The organism is Verrucomicrobium sp. BvORR034 (genome assembly GCF_000739635.1).
Taxonomy (GTDB): domain Bacteria; phylum Verrucomicrobiota; class Verrucomicrobiia; order Verrucomicrobiales; family Verrucomicrobiaceae; genus Verrucomicrobium.
The window spans coordinates 79,243-102,621 of the sequence record NZ_BATQ01000151.1 but is presented as its reverse complement, the minus strand read 5'-3'; the positions used below and the strand labels follow the sequence as shown (position 1 = coordinate 102,621).

Here is a 23,379-nt window from a genome sequence, read left to right as displayed (position 1 = left end):
TGCCGGCCCCGCAGCCAGAGATGCTCGCCCGGGCGTTCCCCCATCTGAAAATCATCGAGCCCCTGGGTGCTGGCGGCATGGGCCGGGTGTACAAGGTGCGCCAGATTCAGATGGACCGGCTCGCCGCGCTCAAGGTCCTGCCCCCGGAACTGGCGGGAGATCCCGCCTGGGTAGAGCGTTTTCACCGGGAAGCACGTGCCCTGGCCCGGCTCAATCACCCTCACATCGTGCAGCTCTATGACTTTGGCGAGAGCGAGGTCCATGCAGAGACGCCGCGCTTCGCCTACCTGCTCATGGAATATGTTGACGGTGTGAACCTGCGTCAGGCCATGAAGCAGGGCGGGCTGACGGCGCAGGAGGCCCTGCTGATGGTGCCGAAACTCTGTGATGCCTTGCACTATGCGCATGAGCGCGGCGTGCTGCATCGTGACCTGAAGCCTGAGAACATTCTGCTGGACTCCCAGGGGGGCATCAAGATCGCGGATTTTGGCCTGGCCAAGTTTGTCCTGCCCGGGGAGGCTTCCGCGCCGGGCACCTTTCTCACCCAGAGTGGCATGCAGCTCGGCACCATGGCCTACATGGCTCCGGAGCAGGTGGAGCATCCGGAGGATGTGGACCACCGGGCAGACATTTACAGCTTGGGGGTGGTTTTCTATGAGATGCTTACGGGCGGTCTGCCCCTGGGGCGCTTTCCTGCTCCCAGTGAGCACAGCGGGGTGGATGCGCGGCTGGATGGCGTCGTCTTCCGCACGCTGGAGAAGCAGCGGGAAAAGCGGTATCAGGATGCCGGGGAGGTCAGCACGGATGTGCGAACCATTGCTTCATCGAACCCGACTCCGAAATCGCGTCCTTCTCCTTCGGAGAAGATTGCCGGTCCCCGTCGTGGTTCCTGGTGGCTGCGGGGCTGTTTGATGGTGCTTGCAGGCATTTTCCTCCTCCTGCTGATCCCGATGCTGCTTGGCATACTGGCCTACACCCAGCGCCACCGGCGAGCCGTGCCGCCAGGGCAGGAGAAGGTGTTGCCAATGAGCGACCTCTCCCGCGTGGGCACTCATGTGTTGATGGATCCGGAGAACTCTCCCGGGGGCGATGGCTCCATCCGGATTGAGGGCCGTCAGGGGGCGGTAGTCACCGTGGGAGATCTGGATGGCATCAACGTGGTTCAAGGAGAAACTTTGTGGTGCGAGGCCAGGATGAAGTGTCGCGACCTGGCGCAGGGCGGCCTGCTGGAAATGTGGTGTGAACTGGCCGATGGCACCCGCATGGCGGTCAAAGGAACCGACCAGGTCCTGCAGGGCACACAGAACTGGCGCACCATCCGCCTGTTTCTCAAGGTGGGCCGGCCGGTGGAGGTCAGGCGAGTGCTGGTGAATGTCGCCTTCAGCGGTGTCGGCACAGTCTGGGTGGATGACATCCGGTTCACGGCGGAACCTTCCGCGCCATGAGGCATGAGCTTTTTCCCAACAGCCCACTTATGAAAATGACATCCAGCTCTTCTGCCAGGTCACTGGCGGTGGTATGCGCTCTGGCGCTCACCGTGCCGGTGGTGCAATCCCGCGATCTCGGTGTGCTGCCGTGCAACCGGCTCGACCAGGTGAGGACGGTAGTTTCCATGGACCGTGACATCACGGTAGATGGCAATGGCTCCCTCAAGGTGGTGGCGGAGCAGGGCGCGTCTGTCACCCTGGTGGACCAGGACGGGTTTCATGTCGGCGAGGGGAACATCTTCTGGTGTGTGGCCAAGGTGAAGGGGGCTGGCGTCAAACAGCGAGCCTATCTGGAGATGTGGTGCGAGTTCGACAAGATGGGCCGTGCCTTTTCCAAGGGGCTCGGCCAGATCCTCCAGGGCGATACCGACTGGGTGGAGGTGCGTCTTCCGATGATGATCAATCAACCGGCCCTCTTGAAGCGGGCGCTGGTGAATGTGGTGATCGAAGGCCCAGGCACGGTCTGGGTGGATGAGGTGAAGTTTTACTCGGAGAGCGGGCTTTCGACAGTGCCGCAATCGAAATGACTGGGCCAGCTGGCGCGACCATGAGATTCTCCCTGCGGCATGGCCTCTGAACCTCCCCCCCAGTTCCTTTGTGGAAACGCGCTGGACGCTGGTGCGTCGCACGGGGCAGGGCGGGGAAGGTGGCGCGGCAGCGCTTTCAGAGTTGTGCGCGCTTTATCACGCTCCCGTGGAGCGGTTCGTGTGCCAGTGGTGCGGGGCAGGGGAGGGGGCCGCGGAGCGTGCTCGTGATCTGACGCAGGAGTTCTTTCTGCGACTGTTGCAGCGCCAGCATCTGGGGGCTGCGGAGGCGGAGAAGGGGCGATTCCGCAGCTACCTTCTGGGAGCGGTAAAGCACTTCCTCTGTGACATGGTGGATCGCTCCCGCGCCCTGCGTCGTGGCGGCGGTACGGTTCAACTCTCGCTCGACGAGGTGGGAGACGAGCTGCCGCCGGGCACGCTGGAGGACAGGCATAGTCCCCCGCCGGACCAGGAGTTTGACCGACAGTGGGCACATGCGCTGCTCGCCCGGGCTTTGCAGACGCTGGAGCAGGAGATGGACGCAGAAGGGCGCTCCACCCAGTTCACCACCCTGAAGCCCTGGCTGGCGGGAAATGAGGCGGGCGGTTCTCTTGCGGATTGTGCCAGGGAACTTGGCGTGACGGAGAGTGCGATCCGCGTCTCTCTGCACCGGCTCCGCCAGCGCTACCGGGACACCGTGCGGCAGCAGGTGGCCCAGACGCTGGACACGACGGCCGGGGCCAGCGTGGAGGAGGAGTTGCTACACCTCCGGGCCGCATTGCTCCGTCAGCCCGAGAGTTAATCTTCGGCAAATGTCATTTGCAGCGTCCGCAAGGTCATGTCATATCGTTATAACCCGATATGACGATGCGAGATCTCACCCTCATCGGAAAAGCCTTTTCCGAGCCCGCCCGCGTGCGGGTCATTGCCCTGCTGCGCATGGGGGAGTTGTGTGTCTGTGAACTCTGCGATGTGCTGGACCTGCCCCAGTCCACGCTTTCCACGCACCTCCAGTACCTGCGCCAGACGGGTCTCGCGAATACCCGCCAGGAAGGGAAGTGGGTGTACTACACCCTCTCCAAATCCCTGCTCGCCGCCACCCGGGCCCTTTTCCGGCTGGATGAGCGGGAACTGGCTGCCGATGCCGTCCTGAAGGCAGACGCCCGCAAGCTCAAGCAACGTCTTGCCAAACGCGGCAACGACGGGAGCTGTTGTGTGGGATTCAAGTCATCTTGTTCTCCGCCCGTCCGTCGTCGCAATGCCGCTGCTGCCAAAGTCGCCTAACCCCACCTTCCTCCCTATGAACCTCCAAGAACTCAAATCCCTGCTGAAGAGCCACTCCGACAAGCTCTTTCAGATCCAATTGCCCAATGGCACCGCCGTGCCGCTCTCCTTCCACGTCACGGAAGTGGGGCGCGTGCAAAAGACCTTCCTCGATTGCGGCGGCACCTTGCGCGAGACCATCACCTGCCAGCTCCAGGTCTGGGTGGGGGAGGACTATCATCACCGCATCGAGACGGGTAAGATGGCCGCCATTCTGGAGAAGGCCCGCCCCTATCTGCCGGATGAAACGGTGCCCGTGGAGGTGGAGTACGAGGATGAAGTGATTTCCCAATATATCATCGAAGATCACGACGTGCGTGCCGAGGCGGTGGTGCTGATTCTGGACCACAAACACACCGCCTGTCTGGCCATGGAGCGCTGTGGCCTCCCTGCCGCCGATTCCGGGGAGCAGGAAGCCTGCTGCACGGGCACTGGCTGCTGCTAATCAATCCCGCCTTCGCGTCCCATGAAAAAGCTGCTCGCAGAGGCTCTCGGCACCTTTGCCCTCGTCTTCGCGGGCACGGGTGCCATCGTCATCAATGAGGTCAGTGGCGGCACCATCGGGCATGCTGGCATCGCCATCACGTTCGGCCTCATCGTGCTCGCGATGATCTACACGTTTGGCGATGTGAGCGGGGCTCATCTGAACCCGGCGGTGACGCTGGCCTTCGCGGTCGCACGCCGCTTCTCCTGGCGGGAAGTGCCGGGTTACGTGGCGGCGCAGATCACAGGGGCGCTCGCGGCCAGCAGCGTCTTGAAGGCGCTCTTTCCTGGCAATGCCACGCTGGGGGCCACGTTACCCGCAGGTGCGGCGAGCCAGAGTTTCATCCTGGAGATCGTGCTCACCGCCATCCTCATGCTCACGATTCTTAGCGTCTCCACCGGGGCCAGGGAAAAGGGGCTCACCGCAGGCATCGCCATCGGTGCCGTGATCGCGCTGGAAGCCATGTTCGCCGGACCCATCAGTGGTGCTTCCATGAACCCCGTGCGTTCCCTCGCACCCGCTCTGCTCAGTGGTCACCTGGAGCACCTCTGGATCTATCTCCTCGCTCCCGTGGTGGGGGCTTTGCTCGCCGTGCCGCTCTGCGTGGGCGTGCGTGAAGCCGGTTGCTGTGGCGGTGCCTGCTCCGGTGCCCGGCAGCCTTGATCCGTTTTTCATCACTCATCAGTCCTTCTTCCATCCATGTCTCAATCTCCCCTCATCCTCGTTCTTTGCACCGGCAACAGTTGTCGCTCCCACCTTGCCGAAGGCATCCTGCGCCAGGCGCTCGGCGAAGGCTATCAAGTGGCCAGCGCAGGCTCCAAGCCCGCAGGCTACGTCCATCCTCTCGCCATCAAGGCCATGGCCGAGATCGGCCTCGACATCTCCGCTCATCACTCCAAGCACCTGGATGATTTCCTGAACCAGCCAGTGGAAACGGTCATCACCGTCTGCGGCAAGGCCGATCAGGTCTGCCCTATGTTCCCCGGACAGATGAACCGGCACCACTTCCCGTTTGATGACCCCGCCCACGCCACCGGCACCGAGGAGGAGCAACTGGCCGTGTTTCGTCGCGTGCGGGATGAGATCCGCGCCGTGTTCGAGGCCTATGCGGCCGGGCGCAGGGATGCCCGCTCTGCGGGAGACACAAGACTTTAAGACACAAGACGCAAGACCTGAGCTGACGCCTCACAGGGCACGCCCAGCGAGGCTGATCAGTAAAAGGAGCGAGGGACATTCCTGTCCCGGTTCGAGCCGCGCGTCCCATGATGCTGCCATCCCTTCGGTCTCCCCTTAAGCGTCCGCTCAAGTCTGGCGTTTTGGGTGGCCGCCAAGGAAAAAACTAGCGGCACTCGCCCCAGTTCGAAGTTGATCCCAGAATGGGATCTCTAACACAGCCCAACGTTGGACGAGCCCTAAGCGAGTCAACGTTGGGTACCTCCGCAGAGGATTGATCAGGTGGGAAGGCCGACAGCATCTTCTTCCTACCCACCACCTTCAACACCTCCATGTCAGACCCTCGTGTCCTGCAGCCCCCTTGTGAGCAATCCTTCATTTCCACCCCCCCATCGCTTCCGCCTCACCCCGCCCTTGCATTGTCCCCACCGTCCCTTTAGAATAGACTAACATGGCACGCCGCGTTCGAGCACTGATCTTGCTGCTGCTCTCCACCATGCTCTTTGCATTGCAGGGGCAGACGGTGGTGCAGTGCCTGTGCTCTGGTGCCATCTCGCTGGGTGAGGCCCCGGAGGCCTGCTGCGGCGAGTGCCCGGATGAACCGGCCGGACTGCAGATGCCGGCGTCCTCCTCGGAATCGCCTCAGGATGTGGCTTCTGCCATCCTGTTCTCCGCCGACGATTGCTGGCGCATGGCCTCTGCCGAAAGCGACCAGCCCTTCCCGGCCTCTTCGCATGTGGATGCCCCGCTGCCTACGGTGGCGTTGCTCACAGAGGACCCTTTCATCATTGATCGCACGATGTTGCGTGACGAGCCCACCCCGGCATGGACCCGGGACAGCTCGCATCACCCTGAACTTACAGGGCCGCCCAGCACCATCCTCTATGGTGCGCTTTTGATTTGAGAAGAGACGAGCCTTCCCTGTGAAGCTGGTGCGCTGAGCTGCGAGACTGCAGCCTGTGCCTGACCGTGGTCGTTCGCGTTGCACGCATCCTGCGTGACGCGCCCCATTTCATCTCTCTCATTCCGTGTCTTTATCCCAACTTTATCAGTCGCCGGGGCCTGCTGCCTCTGTCGATCTCACCGCGACTGACCTTGCCCCAGTCGCATCCTCCGCACCCGAGTCTCGCAGTCTCTGGCGACGTCTGCTGCGGCTTCCAGCGTGGCTCCTACCCTTTACCTTGATCGCGGCGTTTGGCGCAGTCTTTGCCGTTGTCTATCGCGATCAGTTGCTGCCGGCACCGGTCGTTCAGGTGAGCCGCGCCGTGTTGCTGGCAGATCTGGATGCCGCGCCCGCTGCTGCGAGCGCCCATGCATCGGACCATTCCAGTGCTGCTCCGATTCCTGCGGCGATCCCACCACCTCCCGCCGCCAGTGCGGGTAAGATGCTCTTCCAAGCCGGTGGCTGGGTGGAGCCTGATCCGCTGCCGATTCACGCGGTCGCCCTGACAGATGGTGTCATCGAGAAGGTGAACGTGCTGGAGGGCCAGGAGGTGAAGAAGGGCCAGGTCATCGCCGAGCTGATTTCAGAAGACATCCGGCTCGCCCTCAAGGCCGCCGAGCGCACGCTCGCGGAGGCTGAGGCGGCCGTTACCCTACAGACCGTGCAGGTGGAGGTGGCAGATGCCGAAGCCCGCGCCATGCAGGACCAGGTGACCGTGGCAGAGGCCCGGCTGGCAGAGGAGAAAGACAACCTCGCACGACTGGAGCGGATTCCCACGGGTTCGGTTTCAGAACAAGACAGGGCTCGTGCGCGCTTTGTGGTGCAAGGGCAGGTGGCCGAAGTCGCTGCACGGCAATCCCAGCATCGGGCCGCTGTGGCCAAGGTGCAGGCCGCACGCGCCCAGACTCAGGTGCTCACCGCCGCCGTGGCCTCCGCGCGTGTCATGGTGGAGAAGCAGCAACTCGCGCTCACCCGTACCCAGATCGTCTCTCCGGTGGATGGCGTCATCCTGGCGCTGAAGGCCGCGCCCGGGCAGAAGAAGGTGATGAACATGGATGAGCACGACTCCTCCGTGGTCGCCACGCTGTTTGAGAAAGGGCACCTGCAAGTGCGGGTGGACGTGCCTCTCTCTGAGGCCCGTGGGCTCGCTGTGGGCCAGCCCGCAGTCATCACGTCCGACTTCCTGCCCCAAGTGGAATTTAACGGGGTGGTCACCCGCATCGTCGGTGCCGCGGATCTGCAGCGCAACACCCTCCAGGCCAAGGTTCAGGTGCAGAGCCCCGACGCACGCCTCCGGCCCGAGATGCTGTGCCGTGTGAAGTTCCTCGAACCCGCTTCCGGTGCTGCCATCAACGCCGAGGCCTCCTCAAAATCCGGCAGCGTGCCTGCCCAGGCGACACCTGAAGCCGATCGGGGAGACCGGGTGGTCATGGTGCCGGAGTCGGCGGTGATCTCCGCTTCTGGTGAAAAAGGTGAAGCCTCCCTCTGGCTGGTGGCCCCGGATGGCCACACCGCCATCCACCGGAAGGTGCAACTGGGCACCCATCGCATCCAGGACCATGTCGCGATCGCCTCCGGAGTGTTGGCGGGGGACCTGGTCATTCTGCCGCCGCATGTCGGTCTTGCCGATGGACGGCGCGTGCGTCCTGAAAAAGTAACTCCGTGAACCTCAAGCCCCCTTTCCCCATGTCCTCACACGAATCCTTCATCCGCTGCCGTGGCGTCACCAAGACCTACCACAAGGGAAACACCCCAGTCACTCCGCTGAGCGCGCTGGATCTGGATGTGCCCCGCGGCACCTTCCTGGCTCTGATGGGCCCTTCGGGTAGCGGCAAGACCACGCTGCTCAACCTCATCGCGGGCATCGACAGCCCCACCTCGGGATCGCTGCATGTGGGCGGGGTGGATATTGCGAAGTTGAAGCGCGGCCAGCTTACGAAATGGCGCGCCTCCCACGTGGGCTACATCTTCCAGCTCTATCATCTGGTGCCTATTCTCTCGGCGTTTGAGAATGTGGAGCTGCCGCTGCTGCTGGCACCGCTTTCGAGGAAAGAACGCCACCGCCAGGTGCAAGTGGCGCTGGAGCTCGTCGGCCTGGGGGATCGGTCAGACCACCGGCCCTCTGAGTTGTCCGGTGGCCAGGAGCAGCGCGTCGCCATTGCCCGCGCCATCGTGGCCAATCCCGCGCTGCTGGTCGCGGATGAACCCACAGGGGATCTGGATCGCGAGTCTGCTACGCAGATCCTCAACCTGTTGCGAGAATTGGTGAGGGAACATGGCAAGACCATCGTCATGGTCACGCATGATCCTCGTGCTGCCGCCGTGGCCGACACGGTGCTGCACCTTGAAAAAGATCGTCTTGTAGAAGCGGCCGACCTGAACATGCAAGCGGCCTGAAAACTGACCTCTCATGATCGCGAAAAGTTTCAACATCGTGCTCCTGGCGGTCAAGCAACTGACTCGCCACCGCATCCGCTCCCTGCTCACCATCCTGGGCGTGGCCGCAGGCATGTTCCTGTTTGCCACGGTGGAGACCATGCAGGGCAGCCTCCGGCGCGCCACGCAGACCACGGCGGATGACACCACGCTCGTGGTGTACCGGGACAACCGCTTCTGCCCCGCCACCAGCCGGCTCCCGGAGCACTATGAATCGACCATCCGGAAAATTGAAGGCGTGCGGGAGGTCATCCCCATCCAGATCGTGGTGAACAACTGCGGCGCCAGCCTGGACATCATCGCCTTCCGCGGTGTGCCGCCCGACAGCCTCACGAAGTACGCCCCGCAGATCCAGGTGCTGGACGGCACGGTGGAGTCGTGGAAACAACGTAGCGATGCCGCCCTGCTGGGCCGGCACTTCGCCGCCCGGCGTGGTTTGAAGGTGGGGGATCGCTTCGATGCCGCCGGCGTGGTGGTGCACGTGGCGGGCATCATCGACAGCCCGGAGCCGCAAGACAACAACGTGGCGTATGTCCACCTGCCCTTCCTCCAGCAGGCCTCCCGTGCCGGGCTGGGCGTGGTCACGCAGTTCAATGTCCGCGTAACTTCTGCGGAGCGGCTTGATCCGGTGGCCAAGGAGATCGACGAATACTTCCGCAGTGAGCAGGCGCCCACCCGCACCCGGCCGGAGAAGGCCTTCTTTGCCGATACCGCCCAGGAGCTGGTGGAGCTGGTGGGCTTCACCCGTTGGCTGGGCCTCGGGGCCGTGGCGGCCGTGCTGGGCCTGGTGGCCAATGCCGTACTCCTCGTGGTGCGGGCTCGCGTGAAGGAGAATGCCGTGCTGCAGACCCTCGGCTTTGGTCAGCGGGCCATTGCCCTGCTGGTGGCGGTGGAAGGCGTGCTGCTGGGACTGGCTGGCGGCGTTTTGGGTGTCCTCTCAGCCCTGGCCTTCCTGCGCTGGCAGAGCATCACCATCGGTAATGAGGGCGTCACCCTCGCCATCATGCCGGATCTCGACGTCGTCCTGCGCGGGCTCCTCACCGCCTTCGCCCTCGGCCTGCTGGCCAGTCTCTACCCGGCGTGGCAGGCTGCCCGTCGCCCCATTGTTTCCTCACTCCGTGCTGTTTGATTGATTCGCCATGTTGCCCCTTTCCTACGCTGTTAGAAATCTCTTCCGGGTGCCAGCCCGGCTCCTCCAGATCGTCCTGGGGGGCGGGTTGGTGATCCTGCTGCTCATGCTGGCCGCTGCCTTGTCAGAGGGCATGGATGGCGTGCTGCGCTCTTCAGGATCGGAGAAAAACATCATCGTCCTCGGCACCGGCAGCGAGGAGAGTGTGGAACGGAGCGAGATCAAGGCCTCCGTCCCCTCCGAGCTGGAGGCTGCCGTGAGCGGTCTGGAGGAGGTGTTGGGGCGGGCCGCGGTCTCGCCGGAGATTCACTACAACGGGTTGCTCACCTTGGGCGGCGGCCCGGGGGATTCACGACAGGCGCTGTTTCGTGGCGTGACACCTGCCGCTCTGCTGGTGCATCCGGAAGTCCGTCTGGTGGAAGGCACCTTCCCGCGGGCCGGAGAGATCATGGTGGGCCGTTTGGCCGCGCATCGGCTCGGGGTGGGGGAGGAGGCTATCAAGCCGGGTACCCAGGTGAAGGTCGGTAGCACCACTCTGCGAATCTCCGGCATCTTTCAGGCCCCCGGCACGGTGATGGAGGCTGAGCTCTGGGCGGATCTGAACGACCTCCGGGCTATCGGCCAGCGCGACACCATCTCCTGTGTGGTGGTGCGGCTGGACTCCGCCACCTTCGATGATGTGGAGGTGTTCACCCTCCAACGGTTGGACCTCGAACTCGCCGCCATTCGGGAGAGCGACTACTATGCAAAACTCGCCGCCTTCTACACCCCGCTGCGCATCATGACTTGGGTCACCGCCGGTCTCGTCGTGGCCGGGGCGGTCTTTGGCGGCATGAACACCTTCTACGCCGCCTTTGCCTCCCGCGTGCGGGAGATGGCCACTCTGCAGGCGGTGGGCTATTCCCGGAAGGCGCTCGCCCTCAGCCTGCTCCAGGAGTCTTTGCTCGCCTCCCTGTTGGGTTCGCTTTTTGCTGCCGTCATCGCCCTGGCCTTTGCCGATGGTCTTTCCGTTCCCTTCTCCATCGGGACCTTCCTCCTGCGTATCACCCCGGGCATCCTTGGACTCGGCGTGCTCGGAGGTCTCACGCTTGCCATTATCGGTACGCTGCCCCCGGCCTGGACGTGTTTGCGCCCGGAGCTGCCTGCCGCGCTTCGGTCGGCTTGATGCGAAAATTCAAATGCCAAACTTCAAACTTCAAATCTCAATACGAACTCATCACTCACCAGACCCAACTCTTAACCCATAACCCCTAACTCATAACTGTATTGATCATGAAAAAGACATCGTTCCTCTCCTTGTTCGTCCTCACCGCTCTTTCCTTCACGCTGCCTCAGGCCATGGCTGCCGATTTGCCTGAAGGGATCCTCGTCACCACCGCTCCGTCCGGGGCCGTCGCGGTCGCTGCTGCCCGCAAAGAGACCGCCAAGGCCGGGACCGAGATCGTGCTGCGTGGTCGCATCGGCGGTCGCATGACGTCGCTGATCGACAAAGCCGCCATCGCCGTGCTGGCAGATGAGAAAGCCATCACCGCCTGCAATGCCATGCCCGGCGATACCTGTGCAACTCCATGGGACTTCTGCTGCGAAACTCCGGAGAAGCTCAAAGCCAGCATTGCCACCATTCAGGTCCGCGGAGCGGACGGCAAGATTGTCAAAGCCCCTCTCCGTGGATTGGGAGGACTCAAGGAGTTGAGCACCGTCGTGGTCAAAGGGACTGTGGATGCGGCTTCTGGAAAAGACGTGCTGATCGTGAACGTCACGCAGATCCAGGTGGAGAAGAAGTAAGGGGCGGGCGTGACGACGCTGAGATAGACTCACACGAAGGGTTTTGTGTTTTTGGGGCGGAGACGCTGTTCGTATGAGTCTGTCTTGGTGATGTGTGGCAAAGTAGTGCCGGGCTTCAGCCTGGCGACGGATGAGGCATATCGCGCGACTGAGCAGACCCTCACACGTGACTCCCAATTCCGGTCAGTAAAAGGAGGGAGGGACTTTCCAGTCCCGGTCCCGTCGCACGATCCAGCGGCTGATTAGGTGAAGGTCGATCAACGTAGCTGGCGTCGTCACAGATGCGAGGTGCGACAAACACGAGGCGACGTCATGGGACGTCTGTTGCGAACCAGGACAGGAATGTCCTTCGCTCCTTTTACTGATGGAGGTCTTTGCTCACGAGGGCTGTTGTAGGCACTGACATTCCCTGCGAAGAGCTTCACCGCATAAAAGCGGAACTCCAACCCTCTTCGCTTCCATCAACAGAATGACAGGTGCTCAAACAGGGTTGGAGTACCGCCTTTAGGCGGAATCAGGATTACTCGATCTACCCAGCGATCCGGTTTTCGTCTTGAGTCGGGCAGGGCATGCCTGTTATAGTTTTGCCGTCTTGTCACCGACATCAAATCAGACGGCATGAAGCTCCGAAATCCATTTCCCCCTGATCTCAGGCGACTCCTGCTCTGGCCTCTGATGGCGCTCTTCGTGATTGGCCTAGTCTCCAGTCTCGCCATTCCGCTCTACAACAAGCTAAACCCGTCCGCGGATGGGAAGTCTTTACCGAGTCGGTCTCGCTGATCGCCACCTTGCCGTGGTGTATGGCATCCTGATTGGATCAATCGGTGATGATCCTCACGGGAAGTTTGCCAGCTACGACTTCACCGAAAGATCGTAGCAAGTGGCATATGACACCTTCACGGAAGTTCCTCCTCAAGCGATCATGGTTCTCGCTTGAGATTGTCGAAATGGAGGACCCTTCGGTGAAGCTATCCATGCGCAGCCGGTTGTTCAAGACCTGGCCGTTGTGAGACGGGCCTGTCGGTGCTGCGCGGTGGAATGGGGTTGATGTTGCCTTCTGTTGCCAGCGAGGCAACCATAACGTTGACACCTGAAAGAATGTCGGCCCGCCGCACGAGGCGTCCCGGCTCTTTGCCTTCAAGACGGACCGGCTCTATGGCGTGGCCGCGCACGGCACTCGATGAAAGTGATTGCGCCACGCAATGGCGGTGAGTAGGCTTTGCGCCTAGCCTGGAGTGCCGATGGTTGCCTCGCTAAAAAGCGCCGTTCAAGCCTGAAAACAACATTCAGAGATGCTGCTATGAGATTCGCCGCCCTCCTCCTGGCTTTTGTCCTTCCGTGCCGTGCCTTTGCCACGGCGCAAATGCCTGAAATACTGGTTCTGGATGGCAAAAAGGAAGAGATGATTACTACTCCGTTGGAGGTGTATTTCAAAAGCGGACATGAAAGACCGGTAGTGATGAGGCTCGGAATTTCGAGTTCCGGTTTGTGGCGTGAATACATCGGGACATGGGAAGTAAAAGGCGACGAATTGTATCTCACCGGCTTGCACAAACCGGACTACGACTCCGACGATCGGACAAAAGCAGGGGAAGTTTTTCCGCTGACGACGGTGTTTCCGGATGCCAAGGGCTCTGTGAAAGCCCGTTGGTATTCAGGTGTGTTGCGGGTTCGCCGAGGGGAAATGCTGCGCTACGTCCACATGGGCTTTGCTTCCGTCTACAGCAAGACGTTGTACCTGACCGTGAAAGAGGGCCGCATCATTGCCCGAAAAGAGATAGACAACAAAGAGTACGGCGCAACCAGGTCCGAAACCGACATGGGTTGGGTTGCCTTGGGGGAAAAACCAGCTCCTGACAATGGCGACTGGGTCGATGCTCGAACCCTTTCGGAAAAGCCTCCCCAAGCCGGATTGAAGACAAGAGGCGTTTTCATAGCCGGTATATCGGACGAAGCATCAGTCCTCTGGATTCCAGAGACCCCTACAACAGAGGATGCCAGCATTTCCCTCGTTGAAGTTCCAAAGTCCCCTGCGGTACCAAGTGGGTCCCACGTCGAAATTACCGGGGCGCTTGAAAAGGCCGATGGAGGGCGTCGAATCAAAGTCGAGTCGATGCGGGAACTCAAACACGGTGAAACGATGCATCACGGCAGCTTCGAAGCTCCCCGAAAGACAATTGACGAGCAACAACCCGCCCAACGCTGAGTGAGGTGACCAGTTCTTTCGAAATCTCATGCTCACTTGTGGCTTCACCGGTACTCGTTGACATCGATTGGTTGAAATGAAACTCGCGATTCTAGTCTTGCTGTCCCTCCTCACCAACATGCCCATTTTTGCCAATGAAACCAAGGAACAGGTTTTTTGGAGGTGGTTTGCGGCAAACGAAGACCGCCTCTTTCAATTTGAGAAGGACCAGGAATCGACTTTTGATCATCTCAACAACGCCATGGCGAAGGTCCACGAAGATTTGACCTTTGAGTTTGGGCCTGTACGAACGGACGGAACACGGGAGTTTGTCATCAGCGCCGGTGGACTCAAAGCCGTCTTCCCGAGCGTCGAATCGCTACACCGCGCTGCGCCAGAACTGAAGCGATGGAAATTCATCAAATACCGACAGCGGAGGACTCCGATCAACGACATCGAGTACGGCGGGGTGGAGATTAAGGCGAAGGAGGTTCACTATGCCGTTTTCAAGGACGAGGCTCCGGGAAAAATCGGCATCATGCTCTTCTTGGATGGCTACGCGAAAGGGGAGAAAGAAGGAGTGCTTGGGCAGATTGGCTATCTCTTCCTTGATGAAGCTTTGGGTGAGTTTGACGTCGAAACCAAGGTTGGGACAATCGTCTTCTTTGGCCGCGACTCCAAATATTTCGAGCGTCGGCGTCCACTGTCGCAGCTGCAGGCCGACTTTGACGAATGGAAGAAGGGACAAAAGGGTAACCCATGAGGGGGAGAATGCTGAATACGCCATGCTCGACTAAGACCATCTGGTAAGCCTGCCCGAATTCAGGCCCCTGGACCAAGTGGTTCTGGGCTGCGAGATCCCGCTCTTCATCCTTGTCGCAAGCCACTCATGAACCCGCAACTTCCCGTTCACACCACCCTTGCAGACCGGGTCACCTTCGCCCCTGTCTCGCCGAACGACTTCGAAGAGTTGGCAACTCTCCGCATCGCGGCCATGCGCGAGAGCCTTGAGCGTGTGGGACGATTCGACCCTGAACGGGCCAGGGAGCGTTTGCGTAAGTCGTTCAGTCCTGAGCACAGCCAGGTCATCGTCCTCGATGGTGCACGAATCGGTTTTTGCACCTTTCGCCCTTCTGACGACGCTTATCACCTGGATCACTTCTATGTTCACCCCGACGCCCAATCTCAGGGTGTGGGATCCTTTGTCCTCCACATGCTTCTCAAGCGCTCCGATGCCCTCCGATTGCCGGTGCTCTTGGGCGCGCTGCGAGATAGTGCGTCCAACCGCTTCTACCAACGGCATGGGTTTATGCAGACTGGAGAGGATGAGTGGGATGTCTACTATTCCCGTTCCCCAAGTATTCCGATCTTGCCCGCGGATGTTGTGCAACAGCAACTCGATGCCTACAACGCTCATGACCTTGAGGCGCTGGTGGCGACCTATGCTGAGGATGCCCGCTTGTTCGAACATCCGAACACCTTGCTGGCTTCTGGAAAGGCAGAGATCCGGGAACGATTCCGACTGCGTTTAGCGGAACCCAATCTGCACGCCAAACTGTTGCATCGCATTGTCATGGGCGCTTTCGTGATTGATCACGAGCTTGTCGCTCGGACTTTTCCAGAAGGGGCTGGTACTGTACAACTCGTTGCCACCTATGAGGTGCGCGACGGCTGGATCCTCAATGCGAGGTTTCTGTCGGGTGAGAAGCAGTTGGATGCTTGAGGTTGTGGAACGGCCCCGAGAGACTATATTCCTGCCTCATGAAGCTCGTCCCCAAGCTGACCCACCCATGTGACCAAGATTGGTCGGCCATGACCGGTGACGACAAATGCCGGTTCTGCAGTCAGTGTCAGCTTCATGTGCACAACCTCTCGGCCATGACTCCGGACGAGCAAGGGGCGGTGATGGATCTACCCGGTCGCAAGTGTGTGGCCATGGTGCAGAATGCCAAGGCCATCGAAGTGCGCAGCAGCACCTGGTTGCTGATTCATCGCATGACTCGCCCGCTGCGGACAGTTGCAGCGCTGGTCGCGATTGTGCTTCCACTCGGGATATCCTCCTGTGCGAGCCCCCGAGCCAGTTCCCAAGCCGGTCCACCTGCGGAGTCGTGCGCAACCACTAATGTCCAGCCTTTGAAGATTGACGGGAAGGTGATTGCTGGCGGTATCATGCCGCCGCCGACGTGGTGGCAGCGGTTGAAAGGAGTGTTCCGGAAGTGAGGTGAGTGTCGGATTTCAAACTCGTCATGAGAAGATTTCGGATAAGTCGGCTGCTTTTCCTGGTTCCGTTCGCGCTCGTGCTCGGGGCAGGCATCCTGATTCGGAATGCAGTCGCCCATGAGCGGGTGAAGTTTGAGCGTGAGTCGGCAGAATTGCTTGAGCATCCACATCGGTGGGTTGGCAGAAGCGTGGGTGTGGATACTCTGGATTGCTGGGGAGTATCTTCACGATACATCGCATTGCGGGCAGACAAGCTTGTCTCCGAGTTTTCAAAAGCTCATCGAGTTCCTGCTCAGACCTACTTTTCACCTGTAGGCGACATGCCTGCTCAGGAAACGATCTGGCAGTTTCCTGAATACTTTGTGCGTGTCTATGCCACGTTAGCATTGGACCGTGATGGGCTTGATGTGGGGGTGTGCCCAGGGACTTACATTGATTTTAGAGGTGATCGACTCACGGAGAAGTGTGATCCGTTGATGCGATTTGTGGCCATTGACTATGCTTCACCCCGCAGGTTCCTGGACGCGGGACGGTAGTGGCCTCTCATGTTGAGATGTGTCATCTCACGATCTGCAACGGTTTGTAGAACTCCATTCGGAGTTCCAGATATCTTCGGATGAATACCAAGGGTGGCGGCTCGTGCCTCGCCTGACCCTTGGGCTGGAGTTGTACCACGCCGTTGGCGTGGGCGGCAGGGCGTGCATGTTGGGGGCCGGCATCGTAGCTCGTAGATGGTGCGTGCTATCCACTCGAGACGAGCTTCCCCGCTTGAAAGCGGAACTCCAACCCTCTTCGCTCCCATCAGCAGAATGACAGGTGCTTAAGCAGGGTTGGAGTTCCGCCTTTAGGCGGTCACGGAACAAAGGCCCATTGTGTTCGCCTTCTCTTGCTGTCCTCTCACTGCCCACAATCGGCCTCCAACCCGCTCCGCTTACACCCCCATCACGACAGGTGCTCATACAGGGTTGGAGTACCGACTTCAGTCGGCTCTGGATGCAAGCTATGTAGGAGAACTTCCTGCACCTGACAGGCAGACCGCCGCAACTCCTTCGGAGTAAGAATCACATCATCTCTATCCCAACGTAGACTCGCTGGAAGCTCGTCAACGTTGGGCTTGTGGCCGAATCCCCTTCGGGGAAGAACTTCGGCGCAGCGGCGTAAGGAATGGAGTCTCACCAATTGATCAGACCACCTCGGGGGACAAGCACCGTACCGTCCCCTCATTCATCCCACCTTCGTGCCTTCGTGTGAGAACCTCCTCCTCACCATTCACTCCTTTCCCACCCCTCACGCCATCAACTCCTTGATCACCCCGGTGCTGTCCCCATGCCGCTCTGCATTCACGCCCACGCCATGCAGCAGCGTGAGCCACGCATTGCACAGCGGCGTATCCTTCGACACCACGAGGTTTTCGCCCAGCTTGATGCCGGCGCCGGTGCCGGTGAGCAGGGTGGGGCAGTTGTCGAGGTAGTGCTCGGACCTGAGATTGCTGCCATAGGCCAGCGCCACGTGATCGAACAGACGGCTGCCATCGGCTTCCTTGGTGGCCTTGAGCTTGTCGATCAAGCCGGCGAGCAGCTGGCTCTGGGCCACGTCGCGGCGTTGTGAGGCATCCAGCTTCTCACCCATGGTGGAGTGGTAGTGGCTCATGTCATGCGGGGCCACCTTGATGTCCATGCTGGTCAGCAGGGTGCTCACGGGCTGGCGATAAGTCAGGACCCGCGTGCTGTCGGTTTGCATGGCCGCGACGATGAGATCGTACATGATCTCGATCTCCTTCTTCCCTGCGAGTCCGGGGGCGGGCTCGGCCATGTCGGTCTTGGGGCGGGGCACGCCAATCCACTGCTCGTCTTTGCTGAGGCGGGTTTCGATATCGCGGATGCCCTGGTAATACTCCTCGAGCTTTTCACCGTCATTCCGGCTCAGTCCGCGTCTCAGATCGCGGGCGTTCTCCATCACGGTGTCCAGCACGCTGCGACGCTGGGCCAGCATGGCCTTCTGCTGCTCAATGGGCGTGGTGTCGTTCGAAAAGAGGCGGTGATAGGCAGCAAAGGGGCCGTTGTGCCCGGCCACGGGCTTGCCGCTCTGGTCCCACGCCATGGAGAGGCCGGGGCCATGCCCAGAGGATTCTGCGTTCTCCGCGCCGTTGAGCTGGAGCGAGGCAAAACGCGTGTGCAGACCGAACTGTGCCGCCGCCACCTGATCAGCCGAGATGCTGTTGTGAAAGCTCTGCCCCGGTTGCGCATAGCGATTAGCCCCGGTGAGCCACATAGTGCTGCCGGCGTGGCCCATATTGGAGAACTTGTTCCACAGCCCCTGCACCACCGTGAAGTCCGCCCTGTGCCGCTCCAGCGGTTTCAGGCCCGCGGGCATCACGTAGTCTTTGCCAGGTTGCTTGATGTCCGGATACCACGACTCCTGGGTGATGCCCCAGCCAAAGCCCAGGAACACCAGGCGCTTGGGCGGAGTGGCCGGGACGCTGGCAGCGGCGGACGCGAATCGCCGAAACCCGAGAGACTCCAGGGCGGGCAGGGCGATGAGGGCCGTGCTGGAACGGAGGAAGTGACGCCGGTTGAGCGGTTGTTTCATAAAGCGGGCGATTGAAAAGGAGTTACTTGGTGTGGAAGGCCTTGCTGAGCACGAGGGCGTGGATGAACTCGCGGGCAGCGAGATTCTTGCCCCGGGCCTGGGTGATCATCGCGTTCACCAGCGGCTCGTCGCTGAAGCCACAGGGGCGGCCCAGGGCGTACTCGATGAGGGCACTGCTGTAGCCGCGGGCAAAGTCATCCGCCCGCGTGGCAATGATGTCGCGCAGTCCCTGATAGTCTTTGAAGGCGGGACCGTTGTGCAGTTTCGCTGCCGGATCAATGGTCCAGATCTTTTTGGTCTTGGGATCCGGCCGCCCGTTGGCACCCGTCACCGTGTAGCTGTCCTCCGTGCGCCAGAGTCCGGCGGCATCGAAGTTTTCCAGACCGAACCCGATGGGGTCGATCTTGCGATGGCAACTGGCGCACTGGGCATCTTCCTGGTGGGCCAGCATGCGTTCACGTGTGGTCAGCACCTTCCCTGCGAGTCGCGTCAATGCGGGCACGTTCGCCGGAGCTGGTGGCGGCGGGTCGTTGAGAAGCTTGCGCAGCACCCAGGCCCCGCGTTCCACCGGGCTGGTGTGCTCGCCGTTTCCGCCCATCAAGTGCACGGCAGCCATGCCCAGCAATCCGCCACGCGGGGAGCCAGCAGGCAGGGCCACTTTGCGATAGGAGTCGCCGTGCACCCCTTCGATCCCGTAGTAGTTGGCGAGGAGGCCGTTGATGACGACATAGTCTGACTTCAGCAGATCCCGCAGGCTGTTCCCCTGGTGCAGCACATGGGCAAAGGTTTCATAAACCTCGTCGCGAGCGGCCAGCTTCATTCCGTTGCTGAAGCGCGGGTGCAGGATCTGGTTCACCTGGAAGAAGTCCAGCCGGTCCATGCCCAGCCACTGGTAGCCAAAGGCCCGGACGAACTCCGCGGCGCGCGGGTCATCCAGCAGGCGGTTGGTCTGGGCGGTCAGCACCTCCGGGCGGGAGAGTTCGCCCCTTGCCGCCAGGGTGCGCAGCTCCACATCCGGTGGGGCGCTCCAGAGAAAGTACGAGAGCCTCGTGGCCAGCTCCACACCGATGAGAGGGCGGTGGACCTCATCGGTGGCGGGCTCTGCCAGATACAGAAACCCGGGTGAGGAAAGCACCACGGCGAGCGTGTCCTTGAGCGCAGCACTGGGCTTGTCACCGGCAGTGCGGCGCATTTCATAGAACCGGACCAGTCCGTCCAGATACGAGGGAGGAGTGGCTTTGCCGCGGAAGGCCATCGCGGCAAACCGGGACAGGCCTGTACGCAACGTTTCGCGATCAGGTGCGGGGGCCTTGTCATTCAGCGGAAGATTCAGTGCAGAGAGGGCAGGTGGCGGTGTGGTGGAGGCGGTCTTCCGCTCGATTTCCATCCAGTCCACCCACAGCGCCATCTCCGGCCCCAGGCCATTGCGTTTTCTCGCCTCCTGGATGATGACGGACAAGCGTTCATTGGTGTCGGCGGTGCCTTTCTCGCGGATGAAAAGCATGCGGTCTGCCCGGTCCGTGTGTTTTCGTGTCAGGGTCAGGGGGATCTCAATCACCTGGGGGTTCTCCATTGTGCCGGTCACTTCGTGGGTGCTCAGCGCCAGGCCGTTGTTGTTCGGGTTGATGCCGAACTCGAGGAAACGACGGTCCGGGGTGGCGTGTTCATTGCCTGCGACGCGGATGCGCACCGTGTAGTCTCCTGCCGGCCAGTTGAAAGGCACCAGCATGGTGATCCAGCCGATCTGGAGCAGGGACGGGTGCGTGGTCTGGATGGAAAGATAGGCCCCTTTGTCGATGGCCGGGTAAGTCAGGTAGTGCTGGTGGTAGGTCAGGTAGTAGGGGTTTAGCGCGGCATTGGCCTTATCGGAATTGTTCTCCTTGGTGACGAAGCCAAACGACTCTGGCGAAGGAGCGCCTGGGATCTCTGCCCAACTGCGGCGGAAGATGGCGTCGTTCTTCGAGCCCTTACGGATGCGGGCCACGACCTCCGCGTTCTCAGGCTTTGCAGCGGCTTCCTCCACCCCTTTCACCCAGCGCTGGGCCCGGTCCCGGGCGTCGATCTCGCCTGCATTGAATTTTTCAACGATCGGGGTGAAGACCTCGGCCTCATAGCGGAGCTTCTTTTCCACCGCGGCGTTGGCCAGCCGGTCAAACGCTTCATCCAAGGCGTCCCGGCCGAGGGAGAGATACTGTTCAAACTGGTTGCCCGACATGAAAAGGTTCGAGCCCACAGTGTCGAAGCCGCCCGTGCCGGTGTCGGAGGGCAGTTCGCTCACGTTGATCTCCACCCCCAGCAGTTCGCGCAGCGTGTTCTGATACTCACGTCGGTTCAGCCGGCGCATGGTGATCTCACCCTGCTGGTCCGCCAGCGTCCGCCGGGCGGCCACCATGACGTGCGCCAGATCATCCAGGAAGTTGGCCTTGGCGGATTTCTCGGGCTGCTTCTCATCCTCCGGAGGCATGTCGCCGGAGTTCATCTGATCCAGTACCTGCTGCCAGCGTTCGGCAGCCTGGCCGTTGTTGACGGTGAAGGGCAGATCGTCCAGACGGATGCCGCCTTTCTTCTTGGTCTCGTTGTGGCAGCTCAAGCAGTTCTCCTTGAGCAAGGCACGATGCTGCTCACCCATTACGGGCTGGGCCGGATCAGCTGCGGCGGCTGGCTGGAGCGGGAGGGTCGCGGAAACACCTGCTGTTAACAGCGCGAACCTGGAGCAGATGAAGAGAGTCTTGAGAGAGAGCATTGCGGAAGGGGACAGGGGGATCACGGCAGCGGAGGGCGGTGGGTGAGCGTCACACGGACGTCGTCCAGGAAGAGACCGCCGAACTCGATCGGCTGCGGTTTCTTGTAGTCCTTGGCATCCAGCCGCCATTCATGCAGATGCAGCATGAGATATCTTGTGCCTGTAGGGACCAGGAGCTCGGCCCGCCCAGTGTGCCAGCTCTCCTTTGTGGAGAGGTAAATCTCCTGGCGTGAGGTGCTGGCCAGGATGTTGGCGGAGGGTTGGGGCCCGTCTCCTTCACTCGAAGCCACCACGCTGCGAGGTTTAAGGAAAAACTCCTGCCGTTGCTCGGCGGTCGGTAGCGTGTTCAGGGCGTGGATGGTGATGCTGCTGTGCACCCGCCCCTGGTAGTCCTCAGAGAGAGCCCGGAAGCGGGCCTCCACGCTCACCCAGGCGTCGCCGCGGTCCACATCGCAGTCTGGGCGGTTGAGATCGATAATGCGGTAGATGTCGGCGATGTAGCCGTCCCGGCCGGGTTTGCCCTCGTAGTCAGCGCGCACGAGGCGGAGCATCTTGTCGCCGCTGGCAGGGTTGACCCCACGGTATTCGCCCACGACTTCGGCGTAGTCACCGCTCCAGTGGCCGGGCTCGAGGGGGACACCGGTCACTTGGGGCAACTCACCCGATTCAAAGCTGTCGCGCAACAGGTTCACGGCCCGGCTGGCATACGTGCCTGCATAGCCCCACACGAGAGAGGCGCTGAAGAGGCCGATGACGAGCCCGGCCGCGGCGGCCACAGCGGGACGCCACTGCAGCCATGCGGAACGACTTGGCCTCACCGGCAGACCGGTTGGTTGAGTGACAGGTCGGAGTTCACCAAGCGAGCACTCATTGTCCTGATAGAGGAACCAAAGCTGGCGGGCTTCAGGGTGCTCTTTCAGCACCTGCGCGAGGCGGCACTTTTCCTCCGCAGTGGAGGTGCCGTTCAGCGCCGTATTGAAGAGCCGGTGCCATTCGTCCGGAACGGGGTTGTTCATGAGGTGGTTTCCGTGATCCGCCGCTGCACGCATTCGGCCAGGGAGCGGCGGATGAAGTTGAGTTTGTTGTAAATGGTCTGGACGGCGCGTCCCTCTAACTGTGCCAGGGTGGCGGCGTCGATGCCGCGGGTGTAGATGGCCTCCACCAGATCCCGGCTGGCCGGGGGCAGCTTCTCCATGCAGGTCTCCAGCGCCTCCATGCGCGGGCTCCATTGCTGGACGTGTTGCATGCGCTCCGCGGCCAGGGTCTGCATGAGGTCGTCATCGAACTCCACCCGGGATCGACCCGTCACCCGCTGGAAGTTGCGCACTTCGTAAAACGCCACCGTGGTCGCCCAGGCGACAAAGTCCGTGCCGGGCTCGAAGGTGGCAAAGCGCCGCCACATCACCACGCTGGCGCGCTGGAGCACATCCTCCGCATCATGCCGGTTGGCCACCAGAGTCATCACGTACCGCAGAAGGAGAGCGTGCGCACCATTGAGCAGCCGCACAAATTCCTCCTGCCGCTCCGGAGGGAGCGCGGCAGGCAGGTCAGAGGCTGATGAATCGTCCAGGGGCACGGTCAAGGTATGTCCACAACGCCGGCCAATTTACCGATCCGGTTTTGCGATGGATCAAAATAAGCGGCCAAGGTGGGGAATCTTCCCAGTGACACGGGATTCCAGCCTGTGTGTGCTCCCGGCGTCCCGTCGGTTCAGTGGGGGGGCTTCAGACATGGAAAGGGGAGGAGATCGCCAAGTATCTGGAGACTTCCTACACACCCGATCCGGCGTCCCTCCGGGACGCGACGCGAAGGGGCGGTGTGATCCGGTCGTTGTCACCACCAGCTATCATTCAGGCGTCCCTCCGGGACGGGTGAGTGCAACATCTCAATACCTCCAATCAGGCTTGGGCTCAGTGTTGGAGTTCCGTCCCGCATGCGGGACCAATGCCATCAGGGAAAAGTGGAGAGGTCGAGCATCTCCCTTTTGTGAAAGTATTGAGGGCCGAAGGTCCGGCATCATTGCAGCCTTGGGCAACGCCCAAGGCAGGCGCTCGTTTTAGATGTTGAGGGCTGTAGGCCCGACGTCATTCAGGGATGCTCGTCATAGGCAGACTTGATGACACCGGGCCTACAGCCCTCAAGGGTAGTTTGGCCATCTATCTTTGGGGCGTTGCCCCAGGCTGGTATGAACCCGGACCTTCGGCCCTTCTGAAAGGGGCTCACCAGTTACAGTCGTGGCGGTTGCACCATCGCGGCTCCGAGGCGCGCCAACGCAAAACAGCAAGACGATGCGTTTTCCCTGATGGCATTGGCGTTTACGCGGTCACGTCACAAGTTTTCCAGCACGTCGCGGTGTCT

The 23,379-nt window shown here is 61.1% G+C and carries 22 protein-coding genes; 18 read left to right on the top strand and 4 right to left on the bottom strand.

The features are described from left to right. The 18 genes from BV034_RS26895 to BV034_RS26810 all read left to right on the top strand — a co-directional run. Positions 1–1,445, top strand: a 1,445-nt coding sequence (locus BV034_RS26895) for a serine/threonine-protein kinase (RefSeq protein WP_265593520.1), incomplete at its 5' end; no start/stop codon positions are given. Positions 1,446–1,480: 35 nt separating this feature from the next. After that, positions 1,481–2,014, top strand: coding sequence for a hypothetical protein (locus tag BV034_RS26890; protein ID WP_265593519.1), 534 nt, complete (start codon positions 1,481–1,483; stop codon positions 2,012–2,014). Between the two features lie 70 nt (positions 2,015–2,084). After that, entirely contained in the window at positions 2,085–2,813 is a 729-nt protein-coding gene (locus BV034_RS26885) for an ECF-type sigma factor (protein ID WP_050030042.1), read from the top strand. 65 nt (positions 2,814–2,878) lie between these two features. Continuing rightward, a complete protein-coding gene (locus BV034_RS26880) occupies positions 2,879–3,295 on the top strand; it encodes a metalloregulator ArsR/SmtB family transcription factor (RefSeq protein ID WP_050030041.1) in 417 nt (138 codons plus the stop codon). A gap of 16 nt (positions 3,296–3,311) precedes the next feature. Beyond that, the gene (locus BV034_RS26875; RefSeq protein ID WP_050030040.1) at positions 3,312–3,779 is read left to right on the top strand and encodes a DUF6428 family protein; all 468 of its coding nucleotides are present in this window, start codon (positions 3,312–3,314) and stop codon (positions 3,777–3,779) included. 21 nt (positions 3,780–3,800) lie between these two features. Further along, positions 3,801–4,481: an aquaporin gene (locus tag BV034_RS26870; RefSeq protein WP_050030039.1), complete on the top strand. Its 681-nt coding sequence runs from the start codon at positions 3,801–3,803 to the stop codon at positions 4,479–4,481. 36 nt (positions 4,482–4,517) lie between these two features. Next, positions 4,518–4,973, top strand: a complete 456-nt coding sequence (locus tag BV034_RS26865; protein ID WP_050030038.1) for an arsenate reductase ArsC — start codon at positions 4,518–4,520, stop codon at positions 4,971–4,973. Positions 4,974–5,442: 469 nt separating this feature from the next. After that, entirely contained in the window at positions 5,443–5,895 is a 453-nt protein-coding gene (locus tag BV034_RS26860) for a hypothetical protein (RefSeq protein ID WP_050030037.1), read from the top strand. Between the two features lie 124 nt (positions 5,896–6,019). Beyond that, positions 6,020–7,600 (top strand): efflux RND transporter periplasmic adaptor subunit, encoded by a 1,581-nt coding sequence (locus BV034_RS26855; RefSeq protein ID WP_265593518.1) that lies wholly within the window; start codon positions 6,020–6,022, stop codon positions 7,598–7,600. A gap of 20 nt (positions 7,601–7,620) precedes the next feature. Further along, positions 7,621–8,331, top strand: coding sequence for an ABC transporter ATP-binding protein (locus BV034_RS26850; protein ID WP_050030035.1), 711 nt, complete (start codon positions 7,621–7,623; stop codon positions 8,329–8,331). Positions 8,332–8,344: 13 nt separating this feature from the next. Beyond that, complete coding sequence (locus tag BV034_RS26845; protein WP_050030034.1) at positions 8,345–9,499, top strand: ABC transporter permease; 1,155 nt, start codon at positions 8,345–8,347, stop codon at positions 9,497–9,499. 10 nt (positions 9,500–9,509) lie between these two features. Then, positions 9,510–10,664, top strand: a complete 1,155-nt coding sequence (locus BV034_RS26840) for an ABC transporter permease (RefSeq protein WP_050030033.1) — start codon at positions 9,510–9,512, stop codon at positions 10,662–10,664. A 107-nt stretch (positions 10,665–10,771) separates the two neighbouring features. Beyond that, complete coding sequence (locus BV034_RS26835) at positions 10,772–11,284, top strand: hypothetical protein (protein ID WP_050030032.1); 513 nt, start codon at positions 10,772–10,774, stop codon at positions 11,282–11,284. A gap of 1,363 nt (positions 11,285–12,647) precedes the next feature. Beyond that, positions 12,648–13,490 (top strand): hypothetical protein, encoded by an 843-nt coding sequence (locus tag BV034_RS26830; RefSeq protein WP_265593517.1) that lies wholly within the window; start codon positions 12,648–12,650, stop codon positions 13,488–13,490. A 118-nt stretch (positions 13,491–13,608) separates the two neighbouring features. Then, positions 13,609–14,232 carry a hypothetical protein gene (locus BV034_RS26825; protein ID WP_265593516.1) on the top strand — a complete coding sequence of 208 codons (624 nt, stop codon included), beginning with the start codon at positions 13,609–13,611 and terminating at the stop codon, positions 14,230–14,232. Positions 14,233–14,358: 126 nt separating this feature from the next. Continuing rightward, positions 14,359–15,192: a GNAT family N-acetyltransferase gene (locus BV034_RS36490; RefSeq protein WP_063768914.1), complete on the top strand. Its 834-nt coding sequence runs from the start codon at positions 14,359–14,361 to the stop codon at positions 15,190–15,192. Positions 15,193–15,230: 38 nt separating this feature from the next. After that, positions 15,231–15,689 (top strand): hypothetical protein, encoded by a 459-nt coding sequence (locus tag BV034_RS26815; RefSeq protein WP_050030029.1) that lies wholly within the window; start codon positions 15,231–15,233, stop codon positions 15,687–15,689. Positions 15,690–16,009: 320 nt separating this feature from the next. Continuing rightward, positions 16,010–16,225: a hypothetical protein gene (locus BV034_RS26810; RefSeq protein ID WP_050030028.1), complete on the top strand. Its 216-nt coding sequence runs from the start codon at positions 16,010–16,012 to the stop codon at positions 16,223–16,225. Positions 16,226–16,976: 751 nt separating this feature from the next. On the opposite strand, the gene BV034_RS26805 is transcribed toward BV034_RS26810, so the two are convergent. Genes BV034_RS26805 through BV034_RS26790 form a run of 4 tightly spaced genes read right to left on the bottom strand, consistent with a single transcriptional unit; the run spans position 16,977 to position 22,597 of the window. Continuing rightward, the gene (locus BV034_RS26805; RefSeq protein WP_050030027.1) at positions 16,977–18,278 is read right to left on the bottom strand and encodes a DUF1552 domain-containing protein; all 1,302 of its coding nucleotides are present in this window, start codon (positions 18,276–18,278) and stop codon (positions 16,977–16,979) included. A 22-nt stretch (positions 18,279–18,300) separates the two neighbouring features. Further along, complete coding sequence (locus tag BV034_RS26800; RefSeq protein WP_265593515.1) at positions 18,301–21,045, bottom strand: DUF1592 domain-containing protein; 2,745 nt, start codon at positions 21,043–21,045, stop codon at positions 18,301–18,303. After that, positions 21,042–22,037: a hypothetical protein gene (locus BV034_RS26795; protein WP_265593514.1), complete on the bottom strand. Its 996-nt coding sequence runs from the start codon at positions 22,035–22,037 to the stop codon at positions 21,042–21,044. Before BV034_RS26795 ends, BV034_RS26800 begins: the two co-directional genes overlap by 4 nt. Beyond that, positions 22,034–22,597 carry a sigma-70 family RNA polymerase sigma factor gene (locus BV034_RS26790; protein ID WP_265593521.1) on the bottom strand — a complete coding sequence of 188 codons (564 nt, stop codon included), beginning with the start codon at positions 22,595–22,597 and terminating at the stop codon, positions 22,034–22,036. Before BV034_RS26790 ends, BV034_RS26795 begins: the two co-directional genes overlap by 4 nt. Positions 22,598–23,379: the final 782 nt, after the last annotated feature.

Excerpts from the sequence above, each read along its gene's own strand:
- BV034_RS26840 (WP_050030033.1), top strand. The coding sequence starts at position 9,510 with ATGTTGCCCCTTTCCTACGCTGTTAGAAATCTCTTCCGGGTGCCAGCC.
- BV034_RS36490 (WP_063768914.1), top strand. The coding sequence starts at position 14,359 with ATGAACCCGCAACTTCCCGTTCACACCACCCTTGCAGACCGGGTCACC.
- BV034_RS26825 (WP_265593516.1), top strand. The coding sequence starts at position 13,609 with ATGCCCATTTTTGCCAATGAAACCAAGGAACAGGTTTTTTGGAGGTGG.
- BV034_RS26835 (WP_050030032.1), top strand. The coding sequence starts at position 10,772 with ATGAAAAAGACATCGTTCCTCTCCTTGTTCGTCCTCACCGCTCTTTCC.
- BV034_RS26805 (WP_050030027.1), bottom strand. The coding sequence starts at position 18,278 with ATGAAACAACCGCTCAACCGGCGTCACTTCCTCCGTTCCAGCACGGCC.
- BV034_RS26845 (WP_050030034.1), top strand. The coding sequence starts at position 8,345 with ATGATCGCGAAAAGTTTCAACATCGTGCTCCTGGCGGTCAAGCAACTG.
- BV034_RS26875 (WP_050030040.1), top strand. The coding sequence starts at position 3,312 with ATGAACCTCCAAGAACTCAAATCCCTGCTGAAGAGCCACTCCGACAAG.
- BV034_RS26890 (WP_265593519.1), top strand. The coding sequence starts at position 1,481 with ATGACATCCAGCTCTTCTGCCAGGTCACTGGCGGTGGTATGCGCTCTG.
- BV034_RS26860 (WP_050030037.1), top strand. The coding sequence starts at position 5,443 with ATGGCACGCCGCGTTCGAGCACTGATCTTGCTGCTGCTCTCCACCATG.
- BV034_RS26850 (WP_050030035.1), top strand. The coding sequence starts at position 7,621 with ATGTCCTCACACGAATCCTTCATCCGCTGCCGTGGCGTCACCAAGACC.
- BV034_RS26810 (WP_050030028.1), top strand. The coding sequence starts at position 16,010 with ATGCCTGCTCAGGAAACGATCTGGCAGTTTCCTGAATACTTTGTGCGT.
- BV034_RS26865 (WP_050030038.1), top strand. The coding sequence starts at position 4,518 with ATGTCTCAATCTCCCCTCATCCTCGTTCTTTGCACCGGCAACAGTTGT.
- BV034_RS26870 (WP_050030039.1), top strand. The coding sequence starts at position 3,801 with ATGAAAAAGCTGCTCGCAGAGGCTCTCGGCACCTTTGCCCTCGTCTTC.
- BV034_RS26795 (WP_265593514.1), bottom strand. The coding sequence starts at position 22,037 with ATGAACAACCCCGTTCCGGACGAATGGCACCGGCTCTTCAATACGGCG.
- BV034_RS26880 (WP_050030041.1), top strand. The coding sequence starts at position 2,879 with ATGCGAGATCTCACCCTCATCGGAAAAGCCTTTTCCGAGCCCGCCCGC.
- BV034_RS26830 (WP_265593517.1), top strand. The coding sequence starts at position 12,648 with ATGCCTGAAATACTGGTTCTGGATGGCAAAAAGGAAGAGATGATTACT.
- BV034_RS26815 (WP_050030029.1), top strand. The coding sequence starts at position 15,231 with ATGAAGCTCGTCCCCAAGCTGACCCACCCATGTGACCAAGATTGGTCG.